Source organism: Mycolicibacter kumamotonensis (assembly GCF_002086285.1).
Taxonomy (GTDB): Bacteria; Actinomycetota; Actinomycetes; order Mycobacteriales; family Mycobacteriaceae; genus Mycobacterium; species Mycobacterium kumamotonense.
In genome coordinates this window covers 49,458-65,173 of the sequence record NZ_MVHU01000007.1, presented here as the reverse complement: position 1 = coordinate 65,173, position 15,716 = coordinate 49,458, and the positions used below count along the sequence as shown (strand labels likewise).

Sequence of the window (15,716 nt, the reverse complement as noted above, 5' to 3'; positions counted from 1 at the left end):
GCGCGCAACAGGAGAAGCGGATTGACTTAATCCACTTACATAATTAGCTTGACTACCTGGATGCGACGGCGGCCGAACCCGGCCAGGCCGGGGAAGGCGCACTATGAAAAGCCTGATCAGCCGGGCGTGGCTACCAGCCTTGATCGTGACGGCAGTCGCGGCAGGCGCCCTGACGGTCGCGAACCTGCGGACGGTGTTCGGTTCGCATCCCGTCGTGGTGACCGACTTGTCCTCGGACAACGCCGAGGACTTCAACCCGAAATTCGTGACCTACGAGATCTTCGGTTCGGGCACCACGGCCGTCATCAACTACATGGACCTCGAAGGCAAGCCGCAACGTGTCCCGGATGCGGCCTTGCCGTGGACGCTGAAGCTGCAGACGACCTTGCCCTCGGTAATGCCCAACATCCTGGCCCAGGGCGACGGCGACACCATCAGCTGCCGCGTCACCGTCGACGACGAGATCAAACAGGAACGGACGGCGACCGGAGTGAATGCCGAGACCTTCTGCTTTGTGAAGGCAGCATGACCGCGCCGACGCGGCGCCCGGGGATACCCCGCTTCATCCGCACGTTCGCGGTGCCGATCATCCTGGCGTGGATCGCCCTGATCGCCGTGCTGAACATCGTCGTGCCGCAGCTGGAGGAAGTCGGCAAGCTGCGCGCGGTGTCGATGAGCCCCAACGACGCGCCGTCGATGATCGCCACCAAGCGCGTCGGAAAGGTGTTCGAAGAGTACGACACTTCCAGCTCGGTGATGATCGTGCTCGAAGGCGAGAAGCCGCTGGGTGCGGCGGCGCACGAGTTCTATGACCGCATGGTGCGCGATCTGCGTGCCGACACCGCCCACGTGCAGCACGTTCAAGACTTCTGGGGCGACACCCTGACCGCCAAGGGCGCCCAGAGCGCCGACGGCAAGGCCGCCTACGTCCAGGTCTACATCGCCGGTGACCAGGGCGAGACGCTGGCCAACGAGTCGGTGGAGGCGGTGCGCCACATCGCATCCGAACTGCCCGCGCCCGCCGGGGTGAAGGCCTACGTCACCGGGCCCGCGGCGACCAGCACCGATCAGAATCACGTCGGCGACAAGAGCATGGAGACCATCGAAATGCTCACCTTCGCCGTGATCACGGTGATGTTGCTGACCGTCTACCGGTCCATCATCACCACCCTGATCGTGCTGGTGATGGTCGTGCTCGAGCTATCGGCCGCCCGGGGACTGGTGGCATTCCTGGGATTCCACAACCTGTTCGGCCTGACGACCTTCGCCACCAACATGCTGGTGACGTTGGCCATCGCCGCATCCACCGACTACGCGATCTTCCTGATCGGTCGCTATCAGGAGGCGCGCAAAGCCGGTGAGGACCGAGAAGCCGCTTACTACAACATGTTCCACGGCACCGCGCATGTGGTGTTGGCCTCCGGGCTGACCATAGCCGGGGCCACGTTCTGCCTGCACTTCACCCGGCTGCCCTACTTCCAGACGATGGGCTTCCCGCTGTCGATCGGCATGGTGATCGTGGTCGCCGCGGCCTTGACGCTGGGGCCCGCGGTCATCGCGGTGTGCAGTCGCTTCGGTCGGGTGCTCGAGCCCAAGCGCCTCACCCGCTCGTCCGGGTGGCACCGGGTCGGCACCAGCACCGTTCGCTGGCCCGGGGCGATTCTGGTGGCCGCCGTCGCGGCGGCGCTGATCGGTCTGCTCGCGCTGCCCGGCTACCACACCAGCTATAACGACCGCATCTACCTGCCCGACGACGTCGCGGCGAACGTGGGGTACTCGGCGGCGTTCCGGCACTTCTCCCAGGCGAAGATGAACCCGGACTTGATGATGGTCGAAACCGACCGGGACCTGCGCAATCCGGCGGACTTCCTGGTGATCGACAAGATCGCCAAAGCCCTCAAGAACGTGCACGGCATCGCCCAGGTGCAGACCATCACCCGCCCCGACGGGGACCCGGTCAAACATTCGACGATCCCCTACACGCTCGGCCAGAGCGGCACCGCCCAGCTGATGAACAACGACTACATGCAGACCAACCTGGACAACCTGCTCAAGCAGGCCGACGATCTGCAGGCCAGCATCGACTCGATGACCGAGATGATGAACATCCAGCAGGACCTGGCCGAGGTGTCGCAGCGGATGGCCGACAAGATGTCCAACACGGCCGTCGACATCGGCGAAATGCGTAACCACATGGCCGATTTCGACGACTTCTTCCGGGTGTTCCGCAACTACTTCTACTGGGAGCCGCACTGCTTCGACATCCCCATCTGCTGGTCTTTGCGCTCGATCTTCGACGCCCTGGACGGCGTGGACACCATGTCTGCCGACTTCGATGAGATCGTGCCCGACATGCAGCGCATGGCCGAGCTGATGCCGCGGATGGTCGCCGTCATGCCGGCGCAGATCCAGTCGATGAAGAACCAGAAGCAGACGTTGCTCAACCAGTACCAGGTGCAGAAGGCCCAGCAGGACCAGAACATGGCGATGCAGGCCAATTCCACCGCGATGGGAGAGGCGTTCGACGCCGCCAAGAACGACGACTCGTTCTACCTCCCGCCGGAGGCCTTCGACACCGCCGACTTCAAGCGCGGCATCAAGCTGTTCCTGTCGCCGGACGGACATGCGGTGCGGTTCACCATCATTCACCAGGGTGATCCGTTGACACCGGAGGGCATATCGCGCATCGAAGCGCTCAAGGTCGCGGCTGCCGATGCGATCAAGGGGACACCGCTCGAGGGAGCCCGCATCTATCTCGGCGGCAGCGCCGCGATGTTCTACGACATGCAGCAGGGCGCCAACTACGACTTGCTGATCGTGGCGACGGCCGCACTGATCCTGATCTTCATCATCATGATGGTGCTGACCCGCGCCGTGGTCGCCGCGACGGTGATCGTCGGCACGGTGGTGCTCAGTCTCGGCTCGGCGTTCGGCCTGTCAGTCCTGCTCTGGCAACACATCGTGGGCATCCCGCTGCACTGGATGGTGCTGCCGATGTCGGTCATCGTGCTGCTTGCCGTCGGCGCGGATTACAACCTGCTGCTGGTCTCGCGGATCAAGGAGGAGATCCACGTCGGCCTGCACACCGGGCTGATCCGCGCCATGGTCGGAACCGGTGCCGTGGTCACCGCCGCGGGCCTGGTGTTCGCCTTCACCATGGCCTCCATGGCGGTCAGCGCACTGATCGTGATCGGCCAGGTCGGCACCACCATCGGGCTGGGACTGCTCTTCGACACCCTGATCGTCCGGTCCCTGATGACACCGTCGGTCGCGACCCTGCTGGGACGCTGGTTCTGGTGGCCGCAGATCGTGCGTCCCCGGCCGGTTCCGCAGCCCTGGCCGCAACCGAGCCGAGCGGACCCCGCCAAGGAGCAGGCGTTGGTCTAGTTGGCGTGCAGGTCCTCGTTGAGCGCGATGCCCTGACCGTCGCGGGCGACCACCTCCACCGCGCCGGTCTGCGAATTGCGGCGGAACAGCAGGTTGTTCGAGCCGGCCAGATCGCGGGCCTTGGCCGTGCTGCCGTCGGGCAGGGTGACCTTGGTTCCGGCGGTGACGTACAGCCCGGCTTCGACCACACAGTCGTCGCCCAGTGGGATGCCCAGCCCGGCGTTCGCCCCCAGCAGACAGCGCTTGCCGATCGAAATCACCTGGGTCCCACCGCCGGACAGCGTGCCCATGATCGACGCGCCGCCGCCGACGTCGGAGCCGTCACCGACCACTACGCCGGCCGAGATGCGGCCCTCGACCATCGAGGCGCCCAGCGTGCCGGCGTTGAAGTTGACGAATCCCTCGTGCATCACCGTGGTGCCCGGAGCCAGGTGGGCGCCGAGGCGCACCCGGTCCGCGTCGGCGATGCGCACTCCCGAGGGCAGCACGTAGTCGACCATCCGCGGGAACTTGTCCACCCCGTAGACGGTCACCGGGCCGCGTCGGCGCAACCGGGCCCGCGTCGACTCGAAGCCGTCGACGGCGCAGGGGCCGTGGTTGGTCCACACCACGTTGGTCAGCACCCCGAACAGCCCGTCGGCATTGAGCCCGTGCGGTGCGACCAGCCGGTGCGACAGCAGGTGCAGCCGCAGGTAGGCGTCGTAAGCGTCGACGGCCTTGTCCGCGAGTGAGCCGATGACGACGCGTACCGCCACCGTCTCGGTGCCGCGGTCCTCGTCGCACCCGAGCAGCCCGGCCAGGTCGGCTGGTACGTCGGCCCCGGCGAGGCGGGTGGTGCCGGGCTGGCCCGAGCCACCCAACTCCGGTGCGGGAAACCAGGTGTCGAGCACCGATCCGTCTGCGGCGAGCGTCGCCACGCCGACGCCTGAAGCTCCAGTCACGCCGGTCAGGCTACTTTCCCCCCGCGAGCAGACGCAAAGCCGCACGCTCAGGACCCCGGCGGTGCGACTCTATGTCTGCTCGGCGTGGGGACGGCACCCATTAGGCTGGGTCCGTGCTGGATCTGCGCTCCGACCCGATCGAGCTGACCGCGGCGCTGGTCGACATCCCCAGCGAGTCGCGGCACGAAGCGCGGATCGCCGACGAGGTCGAAGCCGCGCTGCGGGCCCAGACTTCCGGTTTCGAGATCGTCCGCGACGGTGACGCGGTGCTGGCCCGCACCAACCTGGGCCGCCCGACCCGGGTGCTGCTGGCCGGTCACCTCGACACCGTGCCGGCAGCCGGCAACCTGCCCAGTCGGCGCACCACCACCGGCCCCGAAGGCGACGTGCTGCACGGCTGCGGCACCGTTGACATGAAATCCGGTGTCGCCGTCTTCCTGCACCTGGCCGCCACTCTCACCGAGCCCGTGCACGACCTGACGTGCGTGTTCTATGACTGCGAGGAGATCGAGGCGGCGGCTAACGGGCTGGGCCGCATCGAACGCAACCTGGCCGACTGGCTGGCGGCTGACCTCGCCATCCTCGGTGAGCCCACCGGCGGCTACATCGAGGCCGGCTGCCAGGGCACGCTGCGGGTGGTGATCAGTGCGGCGGGCACCCGGGCGCATTCGGCGCGGTCTTGGCTGGGCGACAACGCGATCCACAAGCTGGGGGCGGTGCTGGACCGACTGGCCGCCTACCAGCCGCGCAGCATCGACATCGATGGCTGTGTCTACCGCGAGGGCCTGTCGGCGGTGCGCATCGACGGCGGGGTGGCCGGCAACGTGATCCCCGATGCCGCGAGCGTGACCGTGAACTTCCGCTTCGCCCCGGACCAAACCCCCGAGGCGGCGCTGGCCCACGTGCGGGAGGTATTCGGCGGCCTGGACGTGACGATCGAGCAGACCGACTCCGCGGCCGGCGCCCTGCCGGGGCTTACCGCACCCGCCGCCGCAGCGCTGGTGGCCGCCGCGGACGGACAGGTGCGGGCCAAGTACGGCTGGACCGACGTGTCCCGGTTCGCCGCGCGCGGCATTCCCGCGGTCAACTACGGCCCGGGCGATCCCAACCTGGCGCACTGCGTCGACGAGCGGGTGCCGGTCGGGCAGATCAGCGCGGTGACCGAGCTGATGCGCGGCTTCCTCAGCCCCTGAGCCGGCCCAGCGCGGTCCGGCCGAACGCGCAGTCGACCTCGTCGGACAGCCGGGTCAACGGGTCGACGGCCCGGGCATCGCCGAGTTGGGCGGCCACATCCCACGCCTGCAGCGCCACCGCCGTCTGACCGGTGCGCTCGGCCATCCGGGCGGCCTCTCGGGCTGCGGCGATCGCCCCATGCTGATCGCGCATGCCGGCGCGCTGCCAGGCCCGTGCCACGCCCAGCTCCGGAGCGAACAGCGCCGATTTGGTGCCGTGCCGGGATTCAGCCCGGCTCAACGCTTTTGCCGCGCCGGCGATGTCGGACTGACGGGCCAGCGCGGTGGCCAGCAGGGTCAGCGACAGCGGCCCCCAGGAGTAGCCGGTGCGTTCCAGGGTGGCTGCGGCCGGCACCAGCAGCTTGGTCGCGGCCCCATACTCCTCGGCGGCGATCAAGACCTGCGCCACCAGCACCTCGCCGATCGCCCGGCCAGGCTGGGACAGCTCGGCGAAATCGGTGAACTGCCAAGCCAGTTCACGCGCCTCGGCAAGACGTTCGGCCATCAGCAGCGTGGTGATCTCGGCGAGCCCGATGGTGAACCGCAGCACGCCGGGATGTTCGGCGTTTAGCGCCCGGCGGGCCAGCGGGCCCACGGCATCGAATCGCCCCGCCCGCGCCGCACACAGCGCCGCGGCGCTGCCGGCCCAGGCCACCGCCATGTCGTCGGCGGCCGGATCGGCCAGCACCGCGGCGGCGGCCTCGGCGGCGCGGCCGATGTTGCCGGCGTTCATCGCGAAGGTCGCCCCGAGCGCATCCAGGGTGATCCGCGGGCTCGCGCCGGCGACGCGGCCACGGGTGGCGGCCAGGAATGCGGTGGCGCGTTCGGGTTCCCCCAGCATGAAGAACTGGTTGGCGGCCCGCGGCAACGCCCAGGCCATCAGCTCCGATTCGGTCAAGTCGGCCGGGTCGACCGCCGACAGCACGGCGTCGGCGTCTCGCCCGCGGCCCTGCCAGGCCAGCGCGTGCGCCAGCGCCAGCCGGGCCGGCAGGCCACCGGAGCGATTCAGGGCGCTGCGGGCTAGCCGCTCGCCCAGTTCCAGGTCGCCGAGCCGCAGCGCCTGCTGCGCCGCCTCCACTGCCTGCTCGGCGGGCTGCGGTGCGTCGCTGGCGGCGGCCAGCGCCGCCAGCCGCAGCTGCTCGCCGACGTGTTCGCACGGCCGGTCGGCCAGCACGGTGACCACCTCGGTGCGCCGGGCGCGGACACCGTCGGCCCCCAGTGCGTCGCGGGCCCGCTCGGCGAACAGCGGGTGCGCGGTGTAGACCACCGGGTCGGGTTCGCGGCCGCCACGCGCGCGGGTTTCGACAGCACCCAGCTCCTCGGCCAGGCGGATGGCATCGGCGCTGGTGAGCTCTGTCAGGTCGACCAGCGCCAACGGCTCGAAGACGGCCAGGTAGTCCAGCACGGCGCGCGCGTCGGCCGGTAGCCCCGCCACGAAGGCGTCCACGTCGCGGTCAGCCTCACCGGCCTGGCCCGAGGCGGTGATGTCGATGCGAGTCAGCAGGTCGTCTCCCCACAGTGCGGCGATCGGCGGCGGCGGAGCGGGGGAGCCGTCGGCGCGGCCGGTGACGATCACCCGGGCCGTCCCGGTCAGCGCCAGCTGATAGACCAGCGTCGCCGACAAGATGTCGAGGAGATGGGCGTCGTCGACCACCAGCAGCAGATCGTCCCCCGCAGCGACCAACGAGGCCCGCGCCGCCCGCAGCAGCGCGGCCGGCTTGCCGATGTCGGCCACCGCGACCAGATGGCTGAAGGCGCCGAACGGCACCTCGCGTTCGGCCGGGGTGCCGATCACCCACCGGGTAAGCGTCGCCGGGTGCCGACGGACCCGATCTTCGGCGGCCAGCCGGGCCAGCGTGGACTTTCCGCAGCCGTCGGGGCCGAGCACCACCGCGCCGGCGCGGGTTCCGTCTGCGGCGAGCGCGTCGGTCAGCCGGTGCAGGGCGGCCGAGTGCTCGGGGACGTTCCACCGGATCGGCATCGCGGAGATTTTACGGTCTGAGCCACTTGCCGGATAGCCTTTCGGATGTGCGGGGCAACGAATGGGCCGTGTGCGTCTACTGTGCGTCCGGCCCGACGGATCCGGCCCTGCTGGCGCTGGCCGCCAAGGTCGGTGCGGCCATCGCCGCGCGGGGCTGGACGCTGGTGTGGGGTGGCGGCAACGTCTCGGCGATGGGGGCGCTGGCGGTGGCCGTCCGCCAGCACGGCGGCCGCACCGTCGGGGTGATCCCCAAAGCGCTGCTGCACCGCGAGGTGGCCGACGTGGAATCCGACGAGCTGATCGTCACCGACACCATGCGGGAGCGCAAGCAGGTCATGGACGACCGCGCGGATGCGTTCCTGACCCTGCCCGGCGGCATCGGCACCCTGGAGGAACTGTTCGAAACCTGGACCGGCCGGTATCTGGGCCTGCACGACAAGCCGGTGGTGCTGCTGGATCCCGACGGACACTACGACGGGCTGTGGTGCTGGCTGTCCGGGCTGATCGATGCGGGCTTCGTGTCGCCTCGGGCGATGGAACGGCTGCTGGTGGTCGACGAGCTGGAAGCGGCGCTGGCCGCCTGTTCACCCGGTACCGCCGGTTTCGATTAGGCTGTGCTGTCGCAGGGCGACCCGCTGCGCCCCGCTGTGCCGCGTTTGCGATCGGTAGTCGCGAGACGGCCCTGTCCACCGATTTCAGCGAGGCAAGGGGATAGCGTGTCCGATCACAACGCCGGCGCGGCCACCCGGGTGGGGCTCACCGACATCGTGACCCGACTGCCGGGGCTGGTCGCCGATGCGCCGGCAATCCTGCGCGGAGTGCGGACCGGGCTGCTGGCCCGCCCCACCTCCAAGGCGTCCATCGGCAAGGTGTTCCAGGAGCGCGCCGCCCGGTTCGGCGACCGGGTCTTCATCCGGTTCGGCGACCAGCAGCTGACCTACCGCGAGGCCAACGAGACCGTCAACCGCTATGCGGCGGTGCTGGCCGCCCGCGGCGTCGGGCACGGCGATGTCGTCGGGATCATGCTGCGCAACTCGCCCAACGCGGTGTTGATGATGCTGGCCGTCGCCAAATGCGGCGCGGTCGCCGGCATGGTCAACTACCACCAGCGCGGCGACGTACTGGCACACAGCCTGGGCCTGCTGGGTGCCAAACTGCTTGTGGCGGAGTCGGATCTAATCGATGCCGTGCGTGACAGCGGCGCGCCGGACCGGCCGGAAACCATCGAGGAGGTGGAGCGGCTGGCCGCCACCGCACCCGCCGGCAACCCGGCGTCGGTGGCCGCGGTGTTGGCCAAGGACACCGCCTTCTACATCTTCACCTCGGGCACCACCGGCTACCCCAAGGCCAGTGTGATGACCCACTACCGCTGGCTGCGTGCGCTGGCCGCGTTCGGCGGACTCGGGCTGCGGCTGCGCCGCAACGACACCCTGTACTGCTGCCTGCCGCTGTACCACAACAATGCGCTGACGGTGGCGGTGTCCTCGGTGCTCAACGCGGGGGCGACGCTGGCGCTGGGACGCTCGTTCTCGGCGTCGCGGTTCTGGGACGAGGTGATCGACTACCAGGCGACGGCCTTCGTCTACATCGGCGAGGTCTGCCGCTACCTGCTCAACCAACCGCCCAAGCCCACCGACCGAGCCCACCGGGTGCGGGTGATCTGCGGCAACGGCCTGCGTCCGGAGATCTGGGACGAGTTCTCCCAACGGTTCGGGATCAAGCGGATCTGCGAGTTCTACGCCGCCAGCGAGGGCAACACAGCGTTCCTCAACGTGCTCAACGTGCCCCGCAGCGTCGGGCTCTACCCGATGCCGCTGGCCTACGTTCAATACGACCCTGACACCGGCCAGCCGCTGCGCGGCGAGGACGGCTGGGTGCTGCGGGTGCCGTCCGGGCAGCCCGGCCTGCTGCTGTCCCCGGTGAACAAGCTGTCACCGTTCGACGGATACACCGACCCGGAGGCCACCGAGAAGAAGCTGGTGCGCAACGCATTCAAAGACGGCGACTGCTGGTTCAACACCGGTGACCTGATGAGGCCGCAGGGGATGGGGCACGCCGCGTTCGCCGACCGGCTCGGCGACACCTTCCGGTGGAAGGGCGAGAACGTGGCCACCACCCAGGTCGAGGCCGCCCTGGGCGCCGACCATTCGGTGGAGGAATGCGCGGTCTACGGGGTCGAAGTACCCGACACCGGTGGCCGGGCCGGGATGGCCGCGATCAAACTGCGCGACGGGGTCACCTTCGACGGCCGGGGTCTGGCCGCGGTGGTCTGCGACCAGTTGCCGTCGTACGCGGTGCCGCTGTTCGTGCGGCTGGTGGCGTCGATGGAGCACACGACGACGTTCAAGAGCCGCAAGGTGGAGTTGCGCGAGCAGGGCTACGGCGCCGGCGGCGGCATCGAGGACCCGCTGTATGTGTTCGCCGGCTGCGACGAAGGCTACGTGCCCTACTACGACGACTACCCCGGCGAAGTGGCGGCGGGCAAGCGACCGCGGAACTGACCCGACCGCCCGGGCATACGGGCGGTGAACAGGGGCGCATCATCACCGGGCACCATAGAGCAGTGCAGTCCACCTTCTGCGGTCGTCCGGTGGCGGCCGATCGCGCGCTGATCATGGCGATCGTCAACCGCACCCCGGACTCCTTCTACGACGCGGGCGCCACCTTCAGCGACGAGGCGGCCAAGTCCGCCGTGCACGCCGCGGTGGCCGACGGCGCCGATGTCATCGACATCGGCGGGGTCAAAGCCGGGCCGGGCGAGACCGTCGACGCCGACGCCGAGACCGCCCGGGTGGTTCCCTTCATCGAGTGGCTGCGCAGCGCCTACCCGGATCAGCTGATCAGCGTCGACACCTGGCGTTCGGAGGTGGCCAAACGCGCCTGCGCCGCCGGTGCCGACCTGATCAACGACACCTGGGGCGGAATCGACCCGGAGCTGCCGGCGATCGCCGCGGAGTTCGGAACCGGCCTGGTGTGCTCCCACACCGGCGGCGCCGCGCCTCGCACCCGCCCGTTCCGGGTGAGCTACGGCACCTCCGTCGACGGGGTGGTGGACGCGGTGATCGAGGATGTCACCGGGGCCGCCGAGCGGGCGGTCGCGAAAGGGGTGGCGCCCGAGCGGATCCTGATCGACCCCACCCATGATTTCGGCAAGAACACCTTTCACGGGCTAGCGTTGTTGCGACACACGGAGAAGTTGGTCGCTACCGGATGGCCGGTGCTGATGGCGCTCTCCAACAAAGACTTCATCGGGGAGACTCTGGGTGTGGGTCTGACCGAACGGCTGGAGGGAACGCTGGCGGCCACCGCACTGGCGGCGGCCGCCGGAGCCCGGATGTTTCGGGTACACGAGGTCGGGCCGACCCGGCGCGTGCTGGAGATGGTGGCTTCGATCCAGGGCGTGCGGGCCCCTACCCGCACAGTAAGGGGACTCGCATGACCGACCTGGCCGACCAGGGTCTGGACTCCCTGCTGGACGGCACCCGGCTGGCGGACCGCACCTGGAGCCGTCCGGACTGGACGGTCGCCGAACTGATCGCGGCCAAGGCCGGCCGCACCATCTCGGTGGTGCTGCCCGCCCTGAACGAGCAGGCGACCATCGAATCGGTCATCGACAGCATCACCGGGCTTGTCGACAACCTGGTCGACGAACTGATCGTGCTGGACTCCGGTTCCACCGACGACACCGAGATCCGGTCCATCGCCGCCGGTGCCCGCGTCGTCAGCCGCGAACAGGCGGTTCCGGAGGTGCCGCCGCAGCCCGGCAAGGGCGAGGCCCTGTGGCGGTCCCTGGCGGCGACCAGCGGCGACATCGTGGTGTTCGTGGACTCCGACCTCATCGACCCCGACCCGATGTTCGTCCCCAAGCTGGTCGGTCCGCTGCTCACCGGTGACGGCATCCACCTGGTCAAGGGTTTCTACCGCCGGCCGCTGAAGGTCAACGGCACCGAGGATGCCACCGGCGGTGGCCGGGTCACCGAGCTGGTCGCCCGGCCGCTGCTGACCGCGCTGCGACCCGAGCTGGGTGCTGTGCTGCAGCCGCTGGGCGGCGAGTACGCGGGCAGCCGCGAACTGTTGGCGTCGGTACCGTTCGCGCCCGGCTACGGCGTGGAGATCGGCTTGCTGATCGACACCTACGACCGGTTGGGGCTCGACGCGATCGCTCAGGTCAACCTGGGCGTGCGCGCGCACCGCAACCGCCCGCTGGCCGAGTTGGCGGTGATGAGCCGGCAGGTCGTCGCCACCCTGCTGTCGCGGTGCGGCGTCCCCGACTCCGGCGTCGGGCTGACCCAGTTCTTCGCCGACGGCCCGGACGGCATGGACTACCTGCCGCGCACCACACCACTGTCGCTGGTGGACCGGCCGCCGATGAACACGCTGCGTCACTGAATGAGGCACTATCGATGCCGTGACATTGGTGTTGCTGTATCTCGTTGTGCTCGTCCTCACCGCGCTGCTGCTGTTCGGGGTGGCCAGCGTGCTGTTCGGCCGGGGAGAGCAGCTGCCGCCGCTGCCCCGGGCGACGACGGCGACCATGCTGCCGGCTTCGGGGGTCACCGGCGCCGACGTCGAGGCGGTCAAGTTCTCCCAGGTGCTGCGCGGCTACAACACCGGCGAGGTCGACTGGGTGCTCGAGCGGCTCGGCGCAGAGCTAGACCAACTGCGCGGGGAACTCGCCGCGGCACAGGCCCTCGCCGGCAACCCGGCGGGTTCGAGTTGAGCAGCCCGCCCGACGACGGCCTGGTCCGCTGTGGCTGGTCCGACGGCTCGGCGCTGTATCGCGACTACCACGACCGGGAGTGGGGGCGTCCGGTGCGCGAGACGAACGCACTGTTCGAGCGGATCAGCCTGGAGGCCTTTCAGAGCGGGCTGTCGTGGCTGGTGATTCTGCGCAAGCGGGAGAACTTCCGGCGGGCGTTCGCCGATTTCGACGTCGAGTCCGTCGCCCGCTACACCGACGCCGACGTGACACGGCTGCTGGAGGACAGCGGGATCGTGCGCAACCGGGCCAAGATCGAGGCGACGATCGCCAATGCGCGCGCGACCCTCGGGCTGGGATCCACCGATTTGGCGGAGCTGTTGTGGTCATTCGCCCCTCCGCCGCGTCCTCGCCCGGCGGATCTGTCGGCAATTCCGGCCGTCACGCCGGAATCGACGTCGATGGCGCGCGAATTGAAACGACGCGGGTTCCGATTCGTCGGACCCACGACTGCCTACGCGTTGATGCAGGCCACAGGCATGGTTGACGACCATTTGCAGACGTGTTGGGTACCGCCGGTAGCCGCCGAAATCCATTAAAATTCGGCTACGGAATCGGGTCTGATGCACGCGACGCCGCCGATAGGGGAGAATGGCGGAGTGAATTTGCAGTTCGATGCCGGATGCTGCGACCGCGGTGCACAGCCGGCGCAGATCAAGGGCACGGCCGATGGGCCGGTACCTGGAGGGAGCACTCGATGGCGGCGATGAAGCCCCGGACCGGTGACGGTCCACTGGAAGCGACCAAAGAGGGGCGCGGCATCGTGATGCGAGTACCTCTTGAAGGTGGCGGGCGGCTGGTCGTCGAGTTGACTCCGGACGAGGCAGCTGCGCTCGGCGACGAACTCAAGGCCGTCACCAGCTGAGACGGGCCGCCGTTGTGACCCGACTCGGGTGCGGCTAGCCGCCCACCTGTCGATAGATCGCCAGGGTCTGCTCGGCCACCCGCGCCCAGGAGAAGACCTCGACGCACCGGAGCCTACCGGCGTCGCCGTAGCGTCGTGCCCGGCCCGGGTCGCTGATCAGTGCGTTGACGGCCTCGGCGAGGCCGTTGCGAAAGCCTTCCGGGTCGTCGGCGTCGTAGTGCACCAGCGAGCCGGTGACGCCGTCGGTCACCACCTCCGGTATGCCGCCGACGTCGGACGCCACCACCGCGGTAGCGCAGGCCATCGCCTCGAGGTTGACGATGCCCAACGGCTCGTACACCGAGGGGCAGACGAATACGGTTGCCGCCGAAAGCAATTCTCGGATCTGCCGCGCCGGCAGCGTTTCCTGGATCCAGAACACCCCGCTGCGGGCCGCCGCCAGGTCGGTGACCGCGGCGCTCACCTCCGCGGCGATCTCCGGTGTGTCGGGGGCGCCGGCACACAACACCAACTGCGCCTCGGGGTGGAACCGCTGCGCGGCGGCCACCAGATGGGCCACCCCCTTCTGCCGGGTGATCCGGCCGACGAACGCCACCATGGGCCGGTCCGGGTCGACGCCGAGGTCGGCCAGCATCGATGACTCCGAGCCGGCCGGCTGCGGACACCACACGTCGGTGTCGATGCCGCTGTAGATGACGTGCACGCGGTCGGGCCGCAGGTCCGGGTAGACCCGCAGCAGGTCGTCGCGCATCGCCGAACTGACCGCGATCACGGCGTCGGCGGCGGTCGTCCCCAGCTGCTCCGCCCAGGACGACACCCGGTAGCCACCGCCGAGTTGCTCGGCCTTCCAGGGCCGCAGGGGCTCCAGCGAATGCGCGGTCAACACGTGCGGGATGTCGTAGAGCAACGCCGCCAGGCGGCCGGCCAAGGCCGTGTACCAGGTGTGCGAGTGCGCCACATCGGCCCTACCGACGGCGTCGGCCATCATCAGGTCAGACGACAGCGTGCCCAGCGCAGGGTTCGCGTCCCGCAGCGCCGGATCCGGCTGATGTGCCTGCGCACCCGGCCGGGGCGCCCCCATGCAGTGCACGTCCACGTGACACAGCCGCCGCAGCGCTTCGACCAGATTCGTGACATGCACGCCCGCGCCACCGTAGATCTCCGGGGGGTATTCCCGGGTCAGCATCGCCACCCGCATAACCGGCACGGTAGCGGTAGCGGCGGGCCGGGTGCGCGGCGGATGACCCGGCAAGCTGAGGAGAACTTCCGAATCGTGGGTTCTAGCTGGCAGGGTCCCGAATCGGCCGATAAGTTTGGTGGCTATGAGGGAATTGCCGCACGTGCTGGGCATCGTCCTGGCCGGTGGGGAGGGCAAGCGGCTGCACCCGCTCACCGCGGACCGGGCCAAGCCGGCGGTTCCCTTCGGGGGCGCCTACCGGTTGATCGATTTCGTGCTGTCGAATCTGGTCAACGCGCGCTACCTGCGGATCTGCGTTCTGACGCAGTACAAGTCGCATTCCCTGGACCGGCATATCTCGCAGAACTGGCGCCTGAGCGGCCTGGCCGGGGAGTACATCACCCCGGTCCCGGCGCAGCAGCGGCTGGGCCCGCGCTGGTACACCGGCTCCGCCGACGCCATCTATCAGTCGCTGAACCTGATCTTCGACGAAGACCCGGACTACATCGTGGTTTTCGGGGCCGACCATGTGTACCGGATGGACCCCGAACAGATGGTGCGCTTCCACATCGACAGCGGAGCCGGCGCGACGGTCGCCGGCATCCGGGTGCCGCGCGCCGAGGCGTCGTCGTTCGGCTGCATCGACGCCGACGAGTCCGGACGGATCCGCAACTTCCTGGAGAAGCCGCCGAATCCGCCGGGCACGCCCGACGATCCGGACAGCGCGTTCGTCTCGATGGGCAACTACATCTTCACCACCAAGGTGCTGATCGACGCGATCCGCGCCGACGCCGACGACGACCACTCCGACCACGACATGGGCGGGGACATCATCCCGCGCCTGGTCGCCGACGGGCTGGCCGCCGTCTACGACTTCTCCGACAACGAGGTGCCCGGCGCCACCGAACGGGACCGCGGTTACTGGCGCGACGTCGGAACCCTGGACGCCTTCTATGACGCCCACATGGACCTGGTGTCGGCGCACCCGATCTTCAACCTGTACAACAAGCGCTGGCCGATCCACGGCGCGACGGAGAACCTGGCGCCGGCGAAGTTCGTCAACGGCGGGACCGCGCAGGAGTCGGTGGTGGGCGCGGGCAGCGTCATCTCGGCCGGCTCGGTACGCAATTCGGTGTTGTCGTCCAACGTCGTGATCGATGACGGCGCGATCGTGGAGGACAGCGTCATCATGCCCGGGACGCGGGTCGGGCGCGGCGCGGTGGTGCGCCACGCGATCCTGGACAAGAACGTCGTGGTCGGCCCCGGCGAGATGATCGGCGTCGACCTGGAGAAGGACCGGGAGCGGTTCTCGATCAGTGCCGGCGGCGTGGTCGCCGTCGGCAAGGGCGTCTGGATCTAGCGCCTCGGGCGCCC

14 protein-coding genes are annotated in these 15,716 nt (G+C 69.2%); 11 read left to right on the top strand and 3 right to left on the bottom strand.

Annotation, left to right across the window (positions count from 1 at the left end; translation table 11 throughout):
* Positions 1–103 precede the first annotated feature (103 nt).
* Together BST28_RS06880 and BST28_RS06875 are read left to right on the top strand one after the other, a co-directional pair.
* Positions 104–529 (top strand): MmpS family transport accessory protein, encoded by a 426-nt coding sequence (locus BST28_RS06880; RefSeq protein WP_083080455.1) that lies wholly within the window; start codon positions 104–106, stop codon positions 527–529.
* Complete coding sequence (locus BST28_RS06875) at positions 526–3,387, top strand: MMPL/RND family transporter (RefSeq protein WP_083080454.1); 2,862 nt, start codon at positions 526–528, stop codon at positions 3,385–3,387. The genes BST28_RS06880 and BST28_RS06875 overlap by 4 nt, the downstream gene beginning before the upstream one ends.
* Here BST28_RS06875 and dapD read toward each other — a convergent pair.
* Positions 3,384–4,337: a 2,3,4,5-tetrahydropyridine-2,6-dicarboxylate N-succinyltransferase gene (dapD, locus tag BST28_RS06870; protein WP_109560663.1), complete on the bottom strand. Its 954-nt coding sequence runs from the start codon at positions 4,335–4,337 to the stop codon at positions 3,384–3,386. The two genes, BST28_RS06875 and dapD, sit on opposite strands and share 4 nt — an antisense overlap.
* 104 nt (positions 4,338–4,441) lie before the next feature.
* On the opposite strand from dapD, the gene dapE reads away from it, so the two are divergent.
* Positions 4,442–5,521, top strand: coding sequence for a succinyl-diaminopimelate desuccinylase (gene dapE / locus BST28_RS06865; RefSeq protein WP_083080450.1), 1,080 nt, complete (start codon positions 4,442–4,444; stop codon positions 5,519–5,521).
* On the opposite strand, the gene BST28_RS06860 is transcribed toward dapE, so the two are convergent.
* Positions 5,511–7,541, bottom strand: a complete 2,031-nt coding sequence (locus tag BST28_RS06860; protein WP_083080448.1) for an AAA family ATPase — start codon at positions 7,539–7,541, stop codon at positions 5,511–5,513. The two genes, dapE and BST28_RS06860, sit on opposite strands and share 11 nt — an antisense overlap.
* A 47-nt stretch (positions 7,542–7,588) precedes the next feature.
* Between BST28_RS06860 and log the strand changes: the two genes are divergently transcribed.
* The 7 genes from log to BST28_RS06825 all read left to right on the top strand — a co-directional run bounded on the left by log (position 7,589) and on the right by BST28_RS06825 (position 13,165).
* Positions 7,589–8,152, top strand: a complete 564-nt coding sequence (gene log / locus BST28_RS06855) for a cytokinin riboside 5'-monophosphate phosphoribohydrolase (protein ID WP_083080446.1) — start codon at positions 7,589–7,591, stop codon at positions 8,150–8,152.
* A 105-nt stretch (positions 8,153–8,257) separates the two neighbouring features.
* Positions 8,258–10,042 carry a long-chain-acyl-CoA synthetase FadD6 gene (gene fadD6, locus BST28_RS06850; RefSeq protein WP_083080444.1) on the top strand — a complete coding sequence of 595 codons (1,785 nt, stop codon included), beginning with the start codon at positions 8,258–8,260 and terminating at the stop codon, positions 10,040–10,042.
* A gap of 62 nt (positions 10,043–10,104) precedes the next feature.
* Complete coding sequence (gene folP, locus BST28_RS06845; protein ID WP_083080442.1) at positions 10,105–10,980, top strand: dihydropteroate synthase; 876 nt, start codon at positions 10,105–10,107, stop codon at positions 10,978–10,980.
* Positions 10,977–11,930, top strand: coding sequence for a glucosyl-3-phosphoglycerate synthase (locus BST28_RS06840; protein ID WP_083080439.1), 954 nt, complete (start codon positions 10,977–10,979; stop codon positions 11,928–11,930). The genes folP and BST28_RS06840 overlap by 4 nt, the downstream gene beginning before the upstream one ends.
* A gap of 19 nt (positions 11,931–11,949) precedes the next feature.
* A complete protein-coding gene (locus tag BST28_RS06835) occupies positions 11,950–12,261 on the top strand; it encodes a DivIVA domain-containing protein (protein ID WP_083080437.1) in 312 nt (103 codons plus the stop codon).
* Complete coding sequence (locus BST28_RS06830; RefSeq protein WP_083080436.1) at positions 12,258–12,839, top strand: DNA-3-methyladenine glycosylase I; 582 nt, start codon at positions 12,258–12,260, stop codon at positions 12,837–12,839. Before BST28_RS06835 ends, BST28_RS06830 begins: the two co-directional genes overlap by 4 nt.
* 158 nt (positions 12,840–12,997) lie before the next feature.
* Complete coding sequence (locus BST28_RS06825) at positions 12,998–13,165, top strand: DUF3117 domain-containing protein (protein ID WP_003885506.1); 168 nt, start codon at positions 12,998–13,000, stop codon at positions 13,163–13,165.
* A gap of 34 nt (positions 13,166–13,199) precedes the next feature.
* On the opposite strand, the gene glgA is transcribed toward BST28_RS06825, so the two are convergent.
* On the bottom strand, positions 13,200–14,363 hold the full coding sequence (gene glgA, locus BST28_RS06820) for a glycogen synthase (protein WP_083080434.1): 1,164 nt from the start codon (positions 14,361–14,363) through the stop codon (positions 13,200–13,202).
* A gap of 124 nt (positions 14,364–14,487) precedes the next feature.
* Here glgA and glgC point away from each other — a divergent pair, with 124 nt between their 5' ends.
* On the top strand, positions 14,488–15,702 hold the full coding sequence (gene glgC, locus BST28_RS06815) for a glucose-1-phosphate adenylyltransferase (RefSeq protein WP_019738373.1): 1,215 nt from the start codon (positions 14,488–14,490) through the stop codon (positions 15,700–15,702).
* The last annotated feature ends 14 nt before the right edge of the window (positions 15,703–15,716 follow it).

Coding starts and splice junctions, on each gene's coding strand:
- BST28_RS06880 (WP_083080455.1), top strand. CDS start 104: ATGAAAAGCCTGATCAGCCGGGCGTGGCTACCAGCCTTGATCGTGACG.
- BST28_RS06875 (WP_083080454.1), top strand. CDS start 526: ATGACCGCGCCGACGCGGCGCCCGGGGATACCCCGCTTCATCCGCACG.
- BST28_RS06860 (WP_083080448.1), bottom strand. CDS start 7,541: ATGCCGATCCGGTGGAACGTCCCCGAGCACTCGGCCGCCCTGCACCGG.
- BST28_RS06840 (WP_083080439.1), top strand. CDS start 10,977: ATGACCGACCTGGCCGACCAGGGTCTGGACTCCCTGCTGGACGGCACC.
- BST28_RS06825 (WP_003885506.1), top strand. CDS start 12,998: ATGGCGGCGATGAAGCCCCGGACCGGTGACGGTCCACTGGAAGCGACC.
- glgA (WP_083080434.1), bottom strand. CDS start 14,363: ATGCGGGTGGCGATGCTGACCCGGGAATACCCCCCGGAGATCTACGGT.
- glgC (WP_019738373.1), top strand. CDS start 14,488: ATGAGGGAATTGCCGCACGTGCTGGGCATCGTCCTGGCCGGTGGGGAG.